The organism is Cupriavidus necator N-1, assembly GCF_000219215.1.
GTDB classification, from domain to species: domain Bacteria; phylum Pseudomonadota; class Gammaproteobacteria; order Burkholderiales; family Burkholderiaceae; genus Cupriavidus; species Cupriavidus necator.
In genome coordinates this window covers 997,774-1,014,143 of record NC_015723.1, presented here as the reverse complement: position 1 = coordinate 1,014,143, position 16,370 = coordinate 997,774, and the positions used below count along the sequence as shown (strand labels likewise).

Here is a 16,370-nt window from a genome sequence, read left to right as displayed (position 1 = left end):
CGCTATCATTGGCGCGACGGTAACGATTGTCAGACAGCCATGGCGCGGCACCCTTGACCGATCGCGCCAGGATTTGACATTTGATGACGGACACGACCGACGCCCCCACCCACTCTCGCGGCAGCCTTATGACCGTCCTTGTTCGCAGCGCTTCCCTGACCAAATACCTGGAGATTGCCCGGGGCGCGGGCCTGGATCCGGTGCGCATGGTGGCCCAGGCAGGCCTGGACCAGGCCTGCCTGTACACCCCGGACCTGCGCATCCCGGAAGCGCGCCTGGCCGAAGTGCTGGAGGCATCGGCGCGAGTCACGGCCTGCCATTCGCTTGGCCTGATGGTGGGGGAATCGTGGCGCCTGTCAGACTTCGGCCCGGTCAGCCTGCTGCTGCAGCACCAGCCCACGCTGCGCCACGCGCTGGCGGAGATCGAGCGCTACCGCCACTGGCTCAGCGACTCCATCTCCATCCTGGTCACGGAATATCCAGAGATCACGGTGCTGCATGTGACGTTGCAGACGGGCCGGCACCAGCCCGGCAGGCAGGCCATGGAACTGACAGTCGCCGCCCTGTACAGCCTGATCCGCGCCATCCTGGGCACGTCCTGGAAGCCGCACAGCGTGCATTTCGCCCATGCGGCGCCGGCCGACCTGCAAATCCACCGGCGCCTGTTCGGACAACACATTGAGTTCGGTTCAGAGTTCGACGGGCTGGTGCTCGCCAGCGGCGACCTGGATCGCGTCAATCCCCTGGCCGATGCCAGCCTGGCCGGGTACGCCAGGGGCTTCCTCGACCTGCAGCCGGGGGCCGGCAAGCCTTCCATCGCGGCCGACGTCCGGCGCACCCTGCACCAGCTGTTGCCGCGCGGGCGCGGCGCGGTGGAACAGGTCGCGCAAAGCCTTGGCATCAGTCCGCGCACGCTGCAGCGCCAGCTGGAGCAGGATGGCGATACCTTCTCCGCACTGGTCAATGAAGTGCGCCGCGAGCTTGCGCAACGCTACCTGCAGGATCCGCAGCGCCCGCTCGCCCGGGTCGCCACGCTGCTGGGGTTTTCAGAACCCAGCGCATTCTCGCGCTGGTTCGCGGCACAGTTCGGCAAGTCGCCGACGCGCTGGCGCCAGGACGGCGCCTGAGACTGACTGCCTACTTCAGGTACTTCATCGTGGCGACACCCGTTGCCACCAGCAACTCCCCATCCAGCCACACCTCTGCGCGCGAGAAGAAGATCGAGCGTCCGCGCCGGTCGACCATGCCCTTTGCGGTCAGCAACTTGCCCGTGCCGTTGCTTAGGAAGTTCGAGGTCAGCGACAGCGTGACCGCATGGCGCGCGTCCTCGCCTGGCGCCGAGTAAAGGCCCGAGTATCCAGTGGCGGCGTCGAGCAAGGTGCAGAGGGTGCCGCCATGCACCACCCGGCTGCGGTTGAGCATATTGGGCGCGAGCGGCAGCTCAAGTTCTACATAGTCGTCGCGCCACTGGGTGATCCTGACACCGATGCTTTCCAGTGCCGGATTGTCCAGACAGAACTCGCCATCGCCCTCACCTTGAGGTTTTACCGCATTCATTGCTTGGGTTTCCATTTCGCTGATCGTTTCTCTGATACCGGTGCAGCGCGTGGCTTGCTCGCTGGCCCGAAGCCCCATTTCTGCGCGATTTACGGCTTTTCGTAAATCTCTATTTCACGAAGCGCATCTTTTGCCAGCATGAATGGGCACCCTGAGAGTTATTCGTTTGCCGCGCCTGCGCCGCCTTTGACTCGGTATTGAGAACGACCTAGGCTAAGTAGGCTTCCCCTGCACCTTGGCCACACACCACGGGCAAGTGATGTACCGGCGACGTTGCGACGTCCTGCAAAACCAGGAGGGCTCACCCATGAACATGCGGCCAGATCCGACATTTCACGCCTCGCCGGAACTCGCGATCAGCGCACCAGCGGAATCATTTGCTTATACGGTGCTGCTAAGCCCCGACGCCTCGCAGCCAGACGCGCTCGCGGTGATCGACGCCAAACCCGGCTCGCCCACCTACAGCCAGGTCGTGCATACCGTGCCGATGACCAACAAGGGCGACGAGTTGCACCATTTCGGCTGGAATGCGTGCTCGTCGTCGTTGTCGCCGCTGACCGGCCATGCGTTTCTCGAACGGCGCTACCTGATCATTCCGGGCATGCGCTCGTCGCGCCTGTATATCATCGACACCAAGCCCCACCCGACCCAGGCACGGATCCACAAGATCGTTGAACCGGACGAGATCTTCCGCAAGACCGGCTACTCCAGGCCCCATACCGTGCACTGCGGGCCGGAGGGCATCTACGTCAGCACGCTCGGGGGCGGTGGCCCGGATGGCACGGACGGCGCGCCCGGCATCTTCATCATGGACTGCGAGACCTTCGACGTGCTGGGCCGCTGGGAAATCGACCGCGGCGAACAGGAGAAGCACTACGACTTCTGGTGGAACCTGCCGCGCGACTACATGGTGTCCAGCGAATGGGCCCTGCCGCCGCAGTTCGAGAACGGGCTGGTGCCCGAGGACCTGCTGGGCAACCGCTACGGGCACAAGCTGCATTTCTGGGACCTGCGGGCGCGCCGCAACGTGCAGACCATCGACCTGGGCGCCAACCACCAGATGGCGCTGGAAGTCCGGCCTGCGCATGATCCGATCCGGGAATACGGCTTTGTTGGAGTGGTGGTCGATACCACCAACCTGGAAGGCTCGATCTGGACCTGGTGGCGCGAAGGCGGCAAGTTCCACGCCGAGAAGACGGCAACCATCCCGCCCGAAGCCGCCGACGCAAGCCTGCTGCCGCCGCTGCTGCAGGGCTTCGGTGCCGTGCCGCCGCTGGTGACCGATATCGATCTGTCCCTCGACGACAAGTTCCTCTACGTGTCCTGCTGGGGCACCGGCGAAATGCGGCAGTATGACGTGAGCGATCCGCGCAACCTGAAGCTCGCCGGCTCGGTCCATATCGGCGGCATCGTCCGCCGCACGCCGCATCCCAACGGCAAGCCATTTGCCGGCGGCCCGCAGATGGTCGAGATCAGCCGCGACGGCAAGCGCGTCTACTGGACCAACTCGCTCTACTCCACCTGGGACAACCAGTTCTACCCAGACGGCATCCCCGGCACGCAGGTCATGGCGCATGCCGGCCCAGACGGCGGGCTGACGCTGGCCGATGACTATTGGGTCGAGTTTCCGGAAGGCTACCGCGCGCACCAGATCCGGCTGGAAGGCGGCGACTGTTCGACCGACTCGTTTTGCTATCCGTCGGTCAAGGCTTGACCGGTCACGCTTGGGAACAGATCGGCCTCTGGTCGGCAGTGCTGGCCAGCGGCCTCTATCACGGCATCAACCCGGCCATGGGCTGGCCGCTGGCGGTATCGAACGGCCTGCTGGCGCATAGCAGCCGCGCCCTCCTTGCCGCGCTCGGGTACCTGGCTTTCGGGCACGCGCTTGCGGTATTGGCGGTAACGCTGCCTTTCGGCATGCTGGCTGCCCTGGTCGCCTGGCAAGCGCAAATCCGCATCGGCGCCAGCGTGCTGCTGGTTGGTTGCGGCATCGTGCTGCTGCTCAGGCGAGGCCACCCGCGGGCACTGGTGCGCATCGCGCCATCGCGGCTAGCGCTATGGTCGTTCGCGGTGGCGATTGCGCATGGCGCCGGCCTGATGCTGGTGCCGATCTATCTTGGCCTCTGCCGTGTCGAGGCGGACCTGGGGCACCAGGCCGCCGCCACGCTCGCCAGCGCCAACCTGGGCATGGCGCTGGTGGTCGCCGTCATCCACACCCTGGCCATGTTCGCCGTGGGCGGCGGCATGGCATGGCTGGTCTACCGCTACCTGGGACTGAAGTTCGTGTCGCGGAGCTGGTTCAACCTGGAGGCGGTCTGGGCCGCCAGCCTCATCCTGGTCGGGATGCTGGCGCTGGGTCTTGAAGCCTTTGGATAAACGCTGAACTCAACCGGCCAGCCGCGCCGCCAGCCGCCCGCGCGTGATCGCGGCGATCTGCGCCAGCGCTTCGTCAAGCTCCTGCTGCGTGCTGCGGCCAAGGCGGCGCTCGAACGCGGCGAAGATGCCCTCGCGGGTGTAGTGGCGCACGCAGATGATGAACGGGAAGCCATGGCGCGCCTGGTAGTCAGCGTTGAGCTGGTCCAGCGCGGCCTCTTGCTGCGCCGACATCGCATCCAGGCCGGCGCTCTTCTGCTCGGCGTTGGAATCGGCCGTCATCGTGCCCGCGCGGATATTGCGTGCCGACAACTGCGGGTGCAGGTTCAGGAAATCGCGCTGGCGCGGCTCGTCGAGCTTGCGCACCACGTCCATCATGGCGCCATGCAGCGCCGTCGCCGATGCGAACGGCCGTTGCGCCCAGGCGCCCTCGGCGGCCTGCGGAAAGTGTTCGAACACGCTGCCGAAGGCATCGGCAAAGGCCGCTTCGTCCAGGGCGTTGACCGACGCCAGGTCGAGTGGTTGAGACATGGATGCTTCTCCCGTAGGGATCCCGCGCATGGGGAATCGTTGGATACGGGGCCGAGTATAGGAACGGCCCGCCGCAGCGGCGAGAGCCCGCGCCCTATAGATCCCATAACAGAAACCGATACCGCTAGCGGCGCATATCGCGCAGGTCGCGCAGCTCCTGCGAGGCGGCGGTCAGCATGCCGCGCAGCCAGACATGCGCGGCCGAGCGGTGGCGCGACGGATGCCACAGCTGGTAGAAGCGCATGAACGGGAACTCGATCGGCGGTTCCAGCACCGCAAGCGGCACATGCTGCGCATGGTAGTTGGCGAAGTGGCGTGCGGTGGTCAGGATCAGGTCGGTGCCGGGGATCAGGCTGGGCGCCAGGTTGAAGTAGGGACAGCTGATGCGGTTGTCCCGGTGCACGCGCATGGTGCTCAGGCCGGCATCGACCAGGCCGCGCTGGTCGCGCGAATACGGCGTGGGCACGATATGCGAGGCGCCCAGGTAGGCCTGGGCGGTGAACTTGCCGGGCTGCGCATGCACGCTGTCCTGCGCCACCACGCACACCACCTCGTCTTCCAGCAGCACGGACAGGTGCAGGTGCTCAGGCGGATTGGGCCAGTTGCCGATCACGATATCGACCGTACCCGCCGACAGCGCCTGCTCGTAATCGAAGGTGGCCCCCAACGGCAGCGCCGACAGCCGCGCGTGCGGCGCCGCACGCCGCACCGCGCGCACCACGTGCGCGAAGAACGGCGGGGCCAGGTAGTCAGGCATGGCCACCACGAAACTCTGCTCGGTGGTGGCGGGGTCGAAGCGGTCGTCCGAGACCAGCAGGTTGTCCAGCGCGCTGAGCGCGGCCTGGGCATTGCGCGCCAGCTGCAACGCGCGCTCGGTCGGCACCATGACGTTCTTCTCGCGCGTGAGCAGCGGGTCGTTGAAAATCGCGCGCAGGCGCTTGAGCGCGGCGCTGATGGCCGGCTGCGACTGGTTCAGGCGGATCGCCGTGCGCGACACGCTCTGCTCGGCGATCAGGATGCACAGCACGCGCAGCAGGTAGGTATCGAACGGGTCGTCGGCGCGAATCATGTTGGGTCCGTGGCAGAAAAAGTGGAGGCCTGTCGGGTGCGGCTGCCGCCGCTCCGGGCGGCAACGCCGTGCCAGGCAATGGCGACTTTGTAGCGTGTTGCGCACCGCACGACAACCGGTACAACCCGGACGAGCCTGCCCGGTCCGCGTGCGCACACCCCGGAAAACGGCCTGCCTAGGGTAATCCATAGGTCCGCCAGGGCCCCGCCGGAGCACCCGCAAACCCGCGCCACACAAGGGATTGCAGCCCATATCGGTGCTGCTATGGGGTCTATACCAGCCCCCTCGTTTCGCATTGGCGGGCCATTCATATACTTGCTCCCAACCCGGCGGACGGCATGCACCGCCGCCAAGCAAGACCTGGCAGAACACGACAAGACAGGAGACATCATGTCGATCACGAAACAAGGCATCCCGGTATTTGCCGGCACCGCCGACGACGCCGAGGACAGCGTCTACCGGAAGGTAACCTGGCGCCTGCTGCCCTTCCTTGGGGTGCTGTGGGTACTGGCCTGGCTGGACCGCGTCAACATCGGCTTCGCCAAGCTGCAGATGCTGGATGCGCTCCACTTCAGCGAGGCCGTGTACGGGCTGGGCGCGGGCATTTTCTTCCTTGGCTACTTCTTCTTCGAGGTGCCGTCGAACATGCTGCTGCAGAAGATCGGCGCCAAGAAGACGATCATGCGCATCACCATCTGCTGGGGCGTGATCTGCATGCTGCAGACCTTTGTCACCACGCCCACGCAGTTCTACATCCTGCGCTTCCTGCTGGGCGCATTCGAAGCCGGCTTCTACCCGGGCGTGATCCTGTACCTGACCTACTGGTACCCGTCGCAGCGCCGCGCGCGCGCCTTCGGCACCTTCATGTCCGCATCGGCCATCGCCGGCGTGCTGGGCGGCCCGCTGGCCGGCTGGATCATGACCAGCATGGCTGGCGTGAACGGCATGCACGGCTGGCAGTGGCTGTTCATCCTGGAAGGCATCCCGTCGGTGCTGGCCGGCATCTTTGCCTGGTTCTACATGACCGACAAGCCGGAACAGGCGCGCTGGCTCTCCGACGACGAGAAGCGCGTGCTGCAGGACGCCCTCAAGCGCGACAACGCCGCCCTGGGCGAGCGCGGCCACGACTGGCGCACGCTCTTCGCCAACCCCAAGGTGTGGCTGCTGATCGCGATCTTCTTCTGCCTGCTGTGCGCCAACTCGACGCTGACCTTCTGGATCCCGACCATCATCAAGGACGTGGGCTTCACCACGCCGATGGCGGTGGGCTGGATCGCGGCCGTGGCCTACCTGTGCGGCGCCGCCGGCATGATCCTCAACGGCGCGCATTCCGACCGCCGCAACGAAGTGCGCTGGCACTTCAGCGGCGCGGCGCTGGTCGGTGGCGGTGCCATGGCCGTGCTGGCCGTGCTGCTGGGCGCGCAGGTGCTGTCGCCGGTGATCGCACTGCTGGCCATGACCGCCGCGCTGGTCGGCACCATGAGCGCCATCCCCGTGTTCTGGCAGCTGCCCAACCGCTACCTGGCAGGCAGCGCCGCCGCGGTGGGCGTGGCCCTGATCAACTCGGTGGCCAACCTGGCCGGCTTTGGCGCGCCCTATGTGATGGGGCTGATCAAGAACACTACCGGCAAGCTCACCTCCGGCCTGTACCTGGTGGCGGTGATCGAGGTGCTGGCCGCGGCGCTGGTGCTGGTCGGCATCCGCAAGCTGGGCGGCAAGCACGGCAAGCAAGGGGCCTGACATGGACGACTACGCTTTTGATCCCACCCGCCGGCGCTTCGCGCTGCAATCGATGACGCTGGGCGGCGGCGCGCTGCTGGCCGGCGCCAGCTGGGGCGCCACGCCGGAGGCGGCGGCCCCGAACCAGACCGCTGCGCCGGTGCAGCAAGTCGGCCTGAGCCCGCGCCTGACACTGCACGCGCTGGACACCTACCACGGCACGCCCGCGGCCGGTATGCGCGTGGAGATGTTCCGCATCGACAATGGCCAGCGCACGCCGCTGCAGACCGTCACGCTGGCCGCCAACGGCCGCAGCGAACCGCCGCTGCTGATCGGCGACAGCTACCGCACCGGCACCTATGAGCTGATCCTGCACGCGGACGAATACTTTGCCGCACGCAAGGCCAGCCTGCCGCAACCCTCCTTCCTGTCGAAGATCCCGCTGCGCCTGCGTGTCACCGACGCCAGCCAGCGCATCCACCTGCCCGTGCTGTTCGGGCCGTGGAGCTACAACTACTACCGCGGCAGCTGACGCCGCGGCCCAACCCGGAGACACACGCATCATGGCAGGCATCAGCACACATGTGCTCGACGTATCCCTGGGCCGCCCCGTGGCCGGCATGCAGGTGGAACTGTTCGACGTCGCCACCCAGCCGCCACGGCTGATCGCGCGCGCCCGCACCAACCACGACGGCCGCACCGACACGCCAATGCTGCCGCCGGCCCAGGCGCGCACCGGCGAGTTCGAGCTGCGCTTCTGGGTGGCGGACTACTTCCGCACCCCCGACGTCTTCGCCGACATCGTGCCCGTGCGCTTTACTATCGCGGACGCCGCGCAGCACTACCATGTGCCGTTGCTGTGTTCGCCGTGGAGCTTCGGGACGTATCGGGGCAGCTGAATGCAAGAGGCATGTCGCCCGTGCCGAAAAGCGGGCGACTGTCGACGACCTCGTCACCGCCCCCTAGCGCGGCTTGCGCACTTCCGTTTCCCCTGGTAAGAGCACATCACCGTCGCTGGTCCGGGGCATCATCAGCGGCACCGGCTTCCCGGTCCGCTTTTCCACCATCTGCGAGCGCCGCTCGCCGCGCGCAAACAGATGGTGTTCGCCCCATTGGCGCAAGGCCAATACGACGGGGAACAAACTCTCTCCCTTTTTCGTCAGCACATACTCGTGATACGCACTGCCATCGGAAGCCGGCTGCGTCGCCAGGATGCCGGCTTCCACCAGCCGGCGCAGACGGTCGGCCAGGATGTTGCGCGCGACCGCCAGGCTGCGCTGGAAATCGCTGAAGCGGCGTATGCCGTCGAACGCATCGCGCACGATCATCAGCGACCAGCGCTCGCCGACCAGCTCCAGGGTGCGCGCAACGGGGCAGGTTTCATCGCTGGGGTCTTTGCGGGTGGCCATGTCTTGGTTGCCTTGGGGCTGTGCAGCCCGTCAATGTAGTTGCATTTTAAAACCAGTAGGCTTACGCTTCAACTGGTTTTGATTTGCAACCACATGAACTGGTATGGAAACCTCCCCCGCGGTGATGGCACCGCCTCCGACTTGCCCTGCGGCACCGTGTGCGAACCTGCCGCGCGGCGCCGTGCTGCTGTTCGCCTGCGCCAGCGGCCTGAGCGTCGCCAATGTCTATTACGCCCAGCCGCTGCTGGATGCGCTGATGGCGGATTTCTCCATCAGCGCCGGGGCCATCGGCGGCGTGGTCACCGCCACCCAGCTTGGCTGTGCCCTGGCGCTGCTGTTGCTGGTGCCGCTGGGCGACCTTGTGGAACGCCGCCGCCTGATGCTGGCACAGGTGCTTGCCCTGGCCGGCGCGCTGGCCGCCGTGGCGCTGGCGCCGTCCGTTACCGTGCTGCTGGCGGGGATGCTCCTGACCGGCTTGCTCGGCACCGCCATGACCCAGGGACTGATCGCCTACGCGGCCGCGGCAGCAGGACCGCATGAACGCGGGCGCGTGGTCGGCACCGCGCAGAGCGGTGTCTTTATCGGACTGCTGCTGGCGCGTGTCGTGGCCGGCGGCGTCAGCGACGTGGTCGGGTGGCGCAACGTCTATGTCTGCGCCGCAGCGGCGATGCTGGTGCTTGCGTGGCTGCTATGGCGTGCGCTGCCAGTGGTGGCCAGCGCCGGCCAGCGGATGCGCTATGCCAGCCTGGTCGCATCGATGTTCCTGCTGCTGCGCCGCGACCGGGTCTTGCAGATCCGGGGCACGATCGCGCTGCTGATGTTCGCGGCGTTCAACATCCTGTGGAGCGCCCTGGTATTGCCGCTGAGCGCTCCGCCCTACGCGCTGTCGCATACGGCCATCGGCGCCTTCGGGCTGGTTGGCGCGGTGGGTGCCCTGGCGGCCGCGCGTGCGGGACGCTGGGCGGACCAGGGCTTCGGGCAGCGCACCACGCTCGCGGCACTGGTGCTGCTGGTGGCGGCCTGGCTTCCGCTGTCGTGGCTGGAGACATCGCTGTGGCCGCTGGCCATTGGCATCGTGCTGCTCGACCTGGGCGGCCAGGCCATCCACGTCACCAACCAGAGCATGATCTTCCGCACCGACCCCGCGGTACATAGCCGGCTGGTCGGCGCGTACATGCTGTTCTACGCGGCGGGCAGCGGGCTGGGCGCCATTGCCACCACGGCAGTCTATGAGGCTGCCGGGTGGCGGGGCGTCTGCGTGCTGGGCGCCGTGGTCAGCTTGCTGGCGCTGATGTTCTGGGCCGCCACCCGCCGCTTCATGCCGGCGCAAGCCGCGCAGGCAGGCACACCCGTCATTAGCAAGATCGGACGGCAGGAAGCAAGAAAGCCGTAGAATCCCCGGCTGACAACTTCTCCTCAAGACCGTGAAAGCACTTTCCCGCCTGAACCTGAAGCAGGCCGCCCTGCTCTGTGCCGCCCTGCTGACATCCGTTTCGATCCATGCCGCATCTCCTGCCCAGCCTGACGCAGCCGGCAACACCGCGGCGCCGCTGGGACTGGAGCTGGGCAAGGCCAGGTGCTCTCGCCTGGCGCCGCCGCAGAATCACGCCAGGACCGGCAAGTCCGAGTGGGCCGGTGGCGATGCCGTCGAGCTCAGGCACCTGGAGCGCTTCCACCTCCCGGGCCTGACGCGCGTGATCCTGAACTGCGATGCGCAGGACACCGTGGCGCTGATCACGATGACGTTCGAGCGCACGGCGCTGGATGAGGTGCGCAAGAAGCTCGACGAACGCTATGCGTCCCTGCGCAAGACCGAAGGCGCGGCGGAGAATGGCTACGCCGAGTGGGCCGCCGCGAATGGCAGCCTGGAACTGCTCTATGGGCGCGACAGCAAGCACTTCACCGTGGCGTACTGGGCCAGGGGCGCGAAGGCGAGGTACTTCTCATATAGCGGCACTGACAACAAGAAGCCCGCCGCGGCCACGTCTGCCAGCCAGCCCCAGCCTGCGCCGCTGTGACCGCGGGCGGCTCGCGCCTAAAACCCCACTGCCTGCCCGTCGCGCCGCGAGTCCGAGGCCGCGATATAGCCGTACGGCGCCTTGTAGATAAGCTGCGCCGAACCGAACTCCAGGCTGTCGCGCGGCGCCACTTCAACGCGATGGCCCATGCCGCGCAGCGTGGAGACCACGTCCGGCGCCAGATGCGCCTCGACATTCACCACCGGGCCGTGCTCCACGCGGAAGCGCGGGGCATCGCTCATGGCCTGCGGATTCTGGCCGAAGGCAGCAAGCCGCGCCATCATCTGCACATGGCCCTGCGCCTGCATCGAGCCGCCCATCACGCCGAATGACATTACTGGCTCGCCATTGCGGGTGACGAAGCCCGGGATGATGGTGTGCATCGGCTGCTTGCCTGGCGCCACGCAGTTGGCGTGGCCGGGCTTCAGGTTGAAGCCCGCGCCGCGGTTATGCAGCGCGATGCCGGTGCCGGGCACCACCACGCCGGAGCCAAAGCCGCGGTAGTTGGACTGGATATACGACACCATCGAACCCGCGGCATCCGCGCTGGACAGGTAGACGGTGCCGCCGCTCTTCGGAACGCCAGCGGTGGGTGTGCCGGCGCGTTTCATATCGATCAGCGCCGCGCGCTCGGCAAGATAGGCCGGATCCAGGAAGGCGGCGGGCGCGTGCTGCATGGTGGCGGGGTCCGACACGTGGCGGTGCAGGTCGGCGAAGGCCAGCTTCATCGCCTCGATGCTGACGTGGTAGAAGCCGGCGCTGTCGCAGCCCATGCTTTCCACGTCGAAGCGGTCCAGGATGCCGAGGCCGATCAGCGCGGCGATGCCCTGGCCGTTCGGGGGAATTTCATGGAGCGTATAGCCGCGGAACTGCTGCGCCATCGGCTGGACCCAGGCGGCGCGATGCGCGGCCAGGTCGTCGGCGCGGATGGCGCCTCCGGTTTCCTCGGCGAACGCGACGATGCGCGCGGCGAGTTCACCCGTGTAGAAGCTTGCGCCATCGCTCTCGGCAATACGCTGCAGCGTGGCGGCCTGCTCCGGGAAACGCCAGCGCTCGCCCGCCTGCGGTGCCCTGCCGTCGCGCAGGAACGCCTTGGCAAAACCAGGCTGCCCGGCCAGCACCGGCACCTGCGCGGCCCATTGCCGTGCGATCTGCGGTGACACCAGGAAACCCTGTTCAGCGTACTCGATGGCCGGTGCGAACAGCCGCGCGAACGGCAGCTTGCCGAAGCGGGCCGACAGCGCCTTCCAGCCCGCGACCTGGCCCGGCACGGTGACCGTATCCCAGCCAACCTGGGGCATGCTGTCGTGCCCGGCGAAATGATCCAGGGTCCAGCGCGCCGGCGCCCGGCCGCTGGAGTTGAGCCCGTACAGCTGCCCCTCATGCCAGACCAGCGCGAACATGTCCCCGCCAATGCCGTTCATGACCGGCTCCACCACGGTCAGCGCAATCGCGCTGGCAATGGCGCTGTCGATGGCATTACCGCCTTCGTACAGCATGCGCAGCCCCGCCTGCGCGGCGAGCGGCTGACTGGTGCTGACCGCATTGGCGGCCAGCAGCGGCATCTTTTGCGACGGGTAGGGAAAGGTCCAGTCGAAAGGCAACATCGGGAACTCCATTCAGAACAGGTAAAAGGGCGCGCGGGCGGCGCCCCAGGGTTGCTGCACGCGGCTTATTGCAGCGTCACGCCGGATTGCTTGACGAGCTTTTCGGTGCGCGGGATCTCCGCGCTGACCATCGCGCTGAAATCGCCGACGCTGCCGCCGCGCGGCTCGGCACCGGTGGCAGCAAGGCGTTCACGGAACTCCGGGGCCTTGAGCAGCTTGTTGATCGAGACATTGAGCTTGCTGACCACGTCGGCCGGCGTGCCCTTGGGCGCGACAATGCCATACCACGGTGCGATATCGAAACCGGCATAACCCTGCTCGGCAATCGTCGGAATCTCCGGCGCGTTGGGCGAGCGCTTAGCGGTGGACATGCCGAGCGCGCGCAGCTTGCCGGCCTTCACATAGGGCAGGCCGGTCATGATGGTGTCGAAATACATCGACACCTGGCCCGACAGCAGCGCCGGGATCGCTTCGCCGGCGCCCTTGTACGGCACATGGACGATATCGATGCCGGCCGCGGCCTTCAGCATCTCGCCGGCGATATGCGAGGTGGTGCCGGCACCGAAGGAGGCATAGGTCAGCTTGCCCGGATTAGCCTTGGCATACGCGACCATCTCGGGCAGCGTCTTGAACGGAAGCGAGGGGTTGGACAACAGGATATTCGGCGTGACCGCGACCACTGCCACCTTCTCGAACGCATCCGGGTCATAGCTGAGCTTCTTGTACAGGAACCGGTTGGTCACCATCGACGCCGGCCCGGACATCAGCAGCGTATAGCCATCGGCCGGCGCGCGCGCGGCCACCTCGCTGCCGATCATCGCGGCGGCGCCCGGGCGGTTTTCAACCACAAAGGTCTGGCTGTATTCCTTGCCAAGCCCGATGCCGATCTGCCGCGAGATCAGGTCGGTGGCCGAGCCGGCCTGGAACGGCACGACAATACGCACCGGCTGGCTGGGCCAGTCGCGGGCGCCTTGCGCAAGTGCCAGTGAAGAGGCCGCCAGCATGGTGACAGCAAGCAGGCTGCGGATAGCAGTGGAACGCATCTTTGTACCCTCATCGATAGAAGAAATGGCATCCGCTGACAGGAACGGATGGCACTTCCCAGTCCGCAATATGCGTGCCATTGGCGTTGGGCCGATCCCGGCGCGCGTCCTGTCCGCCCCCTTCCCTTTCCTGGAAGTTTGCGCAGGTCTTGCACCGGAGTCGCCCACCTGGCACCGGCATTTGCCGGACTGTCTTGTCTCCATGGGGCCAGCGCACTGCGTGGGTGCGCCATGCCCCGCCCTGGTGGTGGGGTGTGCTTTACCCCATTGCTGTTATTCAACTTCCATGCAGAGGTACTTCGTCTCCAGATACTCGTCGATGCCATGGCGTGAGCCTTCGCGGCCCAGCCCCGATTGCTTGACGCCGCCGAACGGCGCCACCTCGTTGGAGATCAGCCCAGTATTGATGCCGACCATGCCGTACTCGAGCGCCTGCGCCACGCGCCAGATCTTCGCCATGTCGCGCGAGAAGAAGTAGGCGGCCAGCCCGGATTCGGTATCGTTCGCCATCGCCACCACTTCTTCTTCGCTGGTGAAGCGGAACAGCGGTGCCAGCGGGCCGAAGGTCTCCTCGCGCGCGACCCGCATCGACGAAGTTGCATTGGCCAGCACCGTCGGCGCGAAGAAGGTGCCGCCGAGCGCATGGCGCTGGCCGCCCGTCAGCACCGTGGCGCCGTGCGCGAGCGCGTCGGCGATATGCGCTTCGACCTTGGCTACCGCATCGGCGTCGATGAGCGGGCCTTGCGTGACCCCGCTGTCGACGCCATGGCCCGGCCGCAGCTTTTCGACCGCGCTGACCAGCCGGCGCGCGACCTCGTCGTAGACGCGGTCGTGCACATAAATGCGGTTGGCGCAGACACAGGTCTGGCCGCTGTTGCGGAACTTGGAGGCAAGGATGCCCTCGACCGCGCGATCCAGGTCGGCATCGTCGAAGATGATCAGCGGCGCGTTGCCACCCAGTTCCAGCGAGAGCTTCTTCACGGTGCCGGCGCACTGCGCCATCAGCAGCTTGCCGATCGCTGTCGAGCCGGTAAAGCTGAGCTTGCGCACCACCGGGCTGGCGCACAGCACGCCGCCGATCTGCACGGCGTCGCCGGTCACCACCTGCAGCACGCCACGCGGCACGCCGGCCTGTTCGCCCAGCACGGCCAGCGCCAGTGCCGTGAGCGGCGTCTGTTCGGCGGGCTTGACGATGATGGTGCAGCCGGCGGCGAGCGCCGGGCCGACCTTGCGCGTGATCATCGCCGCGGGGAAGTTCCACGGCGTAATGGCCGCGCACACGCCCACCGGCTCGCGCAGCACCAGCATCTTCTGGCTGCTGCGCGGGCTGGCCAGCACCTCGCCATCGACCCGCTTGGCTTCCTCGCCAAACCACTCGAGGAAGCTCGCGGCGTAGGCCACCTCGCCACGCGCCTCGGCCAGCGGCTTGCCTTGCTCTGCGGTCATCAACTGAGCCAGGTCTTCCTGGTGTGCCAGCATCAGGTCGGCCCAGCGGCGCAGCACGGCGGCGCGCGCCTTGCCCGTCTGCGCGCGCCACGCCGGCAGCGCGCGCTCGGCGGCGCGCACCGCCTGTTCGGCTTCAGCCGCGCCGGCCAGAGGCACCGAGCCGATCCGTTCTTGAGTCGCCGGGTTGAAGACGGCGAGTTCTGCGCCGCTTTGCGCCCCGGTCCATTCGCCGTCGATCAGGCAATGGCTGCGCAACAGCGCGGTATGTTGGAGTTCCATGTGTTCCCCTTATTCGGCCAGCGCCTGGGTCAGCACCGCCAGCGCCGCGTCGAACTGAGCTTGCGGGATGGTGAGCGGATAGAGGAAGCGGATGACATTGCCGTAGGTGCCGCAGGTCAGCAGCACCAGGCCGGCTTCCAGCGCACGGGCCTGGACGCGTTTGGCATGCTCGGCGCTGGGCTGGCCCGTGGCGGGATCACAGAATTCGGCGGCGACCATCGAACCCAGCCCGCGCACCTCGGCCACTGCGGGGCAGTGCTTGCGCTGCGCCAGCAGGTGCTCGCGCAACTGCTGGCCCAGGCTGGCGGAGCGCTCGCACAGCTTTTCTTCCTCGATGACATCGATGACCGCGTGCGCTGCGGCCACCGCCAGCGGATTGCCGGCATAGGTGCCACCGAGGCCGCCGGGCAGCGGCGCATCCATGATCGCGGCCCGGCCGCTGACGGCCGACAGTGGCATGCCGCCGGCCAGGCTCTTGGCCATGGTGATCAGGTCCGGCTCCACGTCATAGTGCGACATCGCGAACATCTTGCCGGTACGGCCAAAGCCGGTCTGCACTTCATCGGCGATCAGCACGATGCCGTGCTGGTCGCACACCGCCCGCAGGCCCCGGATGAAATCGGCCGGCGCCGCCTGGAAGCCGCCTTCACCTTGCACCGGCTCAACGATGATCGCGGCCACGCGGCCCGGATCGATATCGGTCTTGAACAGGCCTTCAAGCGCCTGCAGCGCTCGCTCAGTGCTGACGCCATGCAGCGCGCTGGGGAACGGGGCGTGATAGATGTCGGAGGGGAACGGGCCAAACCCGATCTTGTACGGCGCCACCTTGCCGGTCAGCGCCATGCCCAGCAGCGTGCGGCCATGGAAGGCGCCAGAGAATGCGATCACGCCGGGGCGGCCGGTATGCGCACGGGCGATCTTGATGGCGTTCTCCACGGCCTCTGCGCCGGTGGTGAACAGGGCCGTCTTGTTCAGGCCCTGGATCGGCACCAGCGCGTTGATGCGCTCGGCCAGCGTGACATAGCCCTGGTAGGGCACGATCTGGTAGGCCGTATGCGTGAAACGCTCCAGCTGCGCGGCGATGGCCTGCATCACGCGCGGGTGGCGGTGGCCCGTGTTGAGCACGGCGATGCCGGCGGCGAAGTCCGTGTAGGCACGGCCTTCCACATCCCACAGCGTGGCGTTCTCGGCGCGGTCGGCGTAGAAATCGCACATCACGCCCACGCCGCGCGGCGTCGCGAGGGTACGGCGTTGGTTCAGTTCGAGGTTTTTCATGGTCATTGTGCGGTAAGGACTGTCGGCACCGGCCGACTCGCGAA

At 66.9% G+C, this 16,370-nt stretch carries 16 protein-coding genes; 8 read left to right on the top strand and 8 right to left on the bottom strand.

What is annotated here, in order from left to right:
- The first annotated feature begins 128 nt into the window (after positions 1 to 128).
- On the top strand, positions 129 to 1,127 hold the full coding sequence (locus CNE_RS22775) for an AraC family transcriptional regulator (protein ID WP_041228597.1): 999 nt from the start codon (positions 129 to 131) through the stop codon (positions 1,125 to 1,127).
- Between the two features lie 10 nt (positions 1,128 to 1,137).
- Here the strand turns inward: CNE_RS22775 and CNE_RS22770 are convergent, their stop codons facing one another.
- Entirely contained in the window at positions 1,138 to 1,557 is a 420-nt protein-coding gene (locus CNE_RS22770) for a PaaI family thioesterase (protein ID WP_041228596.1), read from the bottom strand.
- Between the two features lie 307 nt (positions 1,558 to 1,864).
- Here CNE_RS22770 and CNE_RS22765 point away from each other — a divergent pair, with 307 nt between their 5' ends.
- Positions 1,865 to 3,271: a selenium-binding protein SBP56-related protein gene (locus CNE_RS22765; RefSeq protein WP_013952633.1), complete on the top strand. Its 1,407-nt coding sequence runs from the start codon at positions 1,865 to 1,867 to the stop codon at positions 3,269 to 3,271.
- Positions 3,268 to 3,933, top strand: coding sequence for a hypothetical protein (locus CNE_RS22760; RefSeq protein ID WP_041228595.1), 666 nt, complete (start codon positions 3,268 to 3,270; stop codon positions 3,931 to 3,933). The genes CNE_RS22765 and CNE_RS22760 overlap by 4 nt, the downstream gene beginning before the upstream one ends.
- A gap of 9 nt (positions 3,934 to 3,942) precedes the next feature.
- Here the strand turns inward: CNE_RS22760 and uraD are convergent, their stop codons facing one another.
- On the bottom strand, positions 3,943 to 4,461 hold the full coding sequence (gene uraD, locus CNE_RS22755) for a 2-oxo-4-hydroxy-4-carboxy-5-ureidoimidazoline decarboxylase (RefSeq protein ID WP_010809719.1): 519 nt from the start codon (positions 4,459 to 4,461) through the stop codon (positions 3,943 to 3,945).
- A gap of 124 nt (positions 4,462 to 4,585) precedes the next feature.
- Positions 4,586 to 5,530, bottom strand: a complete 945-nt coding sequence (locus tag CNE_RS22750; protein ID WP_041228594.1) for a LysR family transcriptional regulator — start codon at positions 5,528 to 5,530, stop codon at positions 4,586 to 4,588.
- Positions 5,531 to 5,920: 390 nt separating this feature from the next.
- Here CNE_RS22750 and CNE_RS22745 point away from each other — a divergent pair, with 390 nt between their 5' ends.
- From CNE_RS22745 to uraH (CNE_RS22735), 3 genes are read left to right on the top strand one after another with little or no spacing between them, the layout of a single operon-like run.
- Positions 5,921 to 7,270: an MFS transporter gene (locus CNE_RS22745; protein ID WP_041228593.1), complete on the top strand. Its 1,350-nt coding sequence runs from the start codon at positions 5,921 to 5,923 to the stop codon at positions 7,268 to 7,270.
- Position 7,271: 1 nt separating this feature from the next.
- Positions 7,272 to 7,781 carry a hydroxyisourate hydrolase gene (gene uraH, locus CNE_RS22740; protein ID WP_013952629.1) on the top strand — a complete coding sequence of 170 codons (510 nt, stop codon included), beginning with the start codon at positions 7,272 to 7,274 and terminating at the stop codon, positions 7,779 to 7,781.
- A gap of 31 nt (positions 7,782 to 7,812) precedes the next feature.
- Positions 7,813 to 8,148, top strand: a complete 336-nt coding sequence (gene uraH / locus CNE_RS22735) for a hydroxyisourate hydrolase (RefSeq protein WP_013952628.1) — start codon at positions 7,813 to 7,815, stop codon at positions 8,146 to 8,148.
- 63 nt (positions 8,149 to 8,211) lie between these two features.
- Here the strand turns inward: uraH (CNE_RS22735) and CNE_RS22730 are convergent, their stop codons facing one another.
- A complete protein-coding gene (locus CNE_RS22730; RefSeq protein WP_013952627.1) occupies positions 8,212 to 8,658 on the bottom strand; it encodes a winged helix-turn-helix transcriptional regulator in 447 nt (148 codons plus the stop codon).
- 124 nt (positions 8,659 to 8,782) lie between these two features.
- On the opposite strand from CNE_RS22730, the gene CNE_RS22725 reads away from it, so the two are divergent.
- Together CNE_RS22725 and CNE_RS22720 are read left to right on the top strand one after the other, a co-directional pair.
- Complete coding sequence (locus CNE_RS22725; protein ID WP_193351093.1) at positions 8,783 to 10,051, top strand: MFS transporter; 1,269 nt, start codon at positions 8,783 to 8,785, stop codon at positions 10,049 to 10,051.
- 31 nt (positions 10,052 to 10,082) lie between these two features.
- The gene (locus tag CNE_RS22720) at positions 10,083 to 10,676 is read left to right on the top strand and encodes a hypothetical protein (protein ID WP_013952625.1); all 594 of its coding nucleotides are present in this window, start codon (positions 10,083 to 10,085) and stop codon (positions 10,674 to 10,676) included.
- A gap of 17 nt (positions 10,677 to 10,693) precedes the next feature.
- Here the strand turns inward: CNE_RS22720 and CNE_RS22715 are convergent, their stop codons facing one another.
- From CNE_RS22715 to CNE_RS22700, 4 genes are all read right to left on the bottom strand, one after another.
- Positions 10,694 to 12,283 carry a gamma-glutamyltransferase family protein gene (locus CNE_RS22715; RefSeq protein ID WP_013952624.1) on the bottom strand — a complete coding sequence of 530 codons (1,590 nt, stop codon included), beginning with the start codon at positions 12,281 to 12,283 and terminating at the stop codon, positions 10,694 to 10,696.
- Between the two features lie 65 nt (positions 12,284 to 12,348).
- Positions 12,349 to 13,326: a Bug family tripartite tricarboxylate transporter substrate binding protein gene (locus CNE_RS22710; protein WP_013952623.1), complete on the bottom strand. Its 978-nt coding sequence runs from the start codon at positions 13,324 to 13,326 to the stop codon at positions 12,349 to 12,351.
- A 273-nt stretch (positions 13,327 to 13,599) separates the two neighbouring features.
- Positions 13,600 to 15,051 (bottom strand): NAD-dependent succinate-semialdehyde dehydrogenase, encoded by a 1,452-nt coding sequence (locus CNE_RS22705; protein ID WP_013952621.1) that lies wholly within the window; start codon positions 15,049 to 15,051, stop codon positions 13,600 to 13,602.
- A gap of 9 nt (positions 15,052 to 15,060) precedes the next feature.
- Positions 15,061 to 16,332, bottom strand: a complete 1,272-nt coding sequence (locus CNE_RS22700; protein WP_041228592.1) for a 4-aminobutyrate--2-oxoglutarate transaminase — start codon at positions 16,330 to 16,332, stop codon at positions 15,061 to 15,063.
- Positions 16,333 to 16,370 lie beyond the last annotated feature (38 nt).

What these genes read in the sequence shown, in the direction of transcription:
- CNE_RS22765 (WP_013952633.1), top strand. Translation starts at nt 1,865, where the DNA reads ATGAACATGCGGCCAGATCCGACATTTCACGCCTCGCCGGAACTCGCG.
- CNE_RS22705 (WP_013952621.1), bottom strand. Translation starts at nt 15,051, where the DNA reads ATGGAACTCCAACATACCGCGCTGTTGCGCAGCCATTGCCTGATCGAC.
- CNE_RS22770 (WP_041228596.1), bottom strand. Translation starts at nt 1,557, where the DNA reads ATGAATGCGGTAAAACCTCAAGGTGAGGGCGATGGCGAGTTCTGTCTG.
- uraD (WP_010809719.1), bottom strand. Translation starts at nt 4,461, where the DNA reads ATGTCTCAACCACTCGACCTGGCGTCGGTCAACGCCCTGGACGAAGCG.
- CNE_RS22700 (WP_041228592.1), bottom strand. Translation starts at nt 16,332, where the DNA reads ATGACCATGAAAAACCTCGAACTGAACCAACGCCGTACCCTCGCGACG.
- CNE_RS22715 (WP_013952624.1), bottom strand. Translation starts at nt 12,283, where the DNA reads ATGTTGCCTTTCGACTGGACCTTTCCCTACCCGTCGCAAAAGATGCCG.
- uraH (WP_013952629.1), top strand. Translation starts at nt 7,272, where the DNA reads ATGGACGACTACGCTTTTGATCCCACCCGCCGGCGCTTCGCGCTGCAA.
- CNE_RS22775 (WP_041228597.1), top strand. Translation starts at nt 129, where the DNA reads ATGACCGTCCTTGTTCGCAGCGCTTCCCTGACCAAATACCTGGAGATT.
- CNE_RS22750 (WP_041228594.1), bottom strand. Translation starts at nt 5,530, where the DNA reads ATGATTCGCGCCGACGACCCGTTCGATACCTACCTGCTGCGCGTGCTG.
- CNE_RS22710 (WP_013952623.1), bottom strand. Translation starts at nt 13,326, where the DNA reads ATGCGTTCCACTGCTATCCGCAGCCTGCTTGCTGTCACCATGCTGGCG.
- CNE_RS22745 (WP_041228593.1), top strand. Translation starts at nt 5,921, where the DNA reads ATGTCGATCACGAAACAAGGCATCCCGGTATTTGCCGGCACCGCCGAC.
- uraH (WP_013952628.1), top strand. Translation starts at nt 7,813, where the DNA reads ATGGCAGGCATCAGCACACATGTGCTCGACGTATCCCTGGGCCGCCCC.
- CNE_RS22730 (WP_013952627.1), bottom strand. Translation starts at nt 8,658, where the DNA reads ATGGCCACCCGCAAAGACCCCAGCGATGAAACCTGCCCCGTTGCGCGC.
- CNE_RS22725 (WP_193351093.1), top strand. Translation starts at nt 8,783, where the DNA reads ATGGCACCGCCTCCGACTTGCCCTGCGGCACCGTGTGCGAACCTGCCG.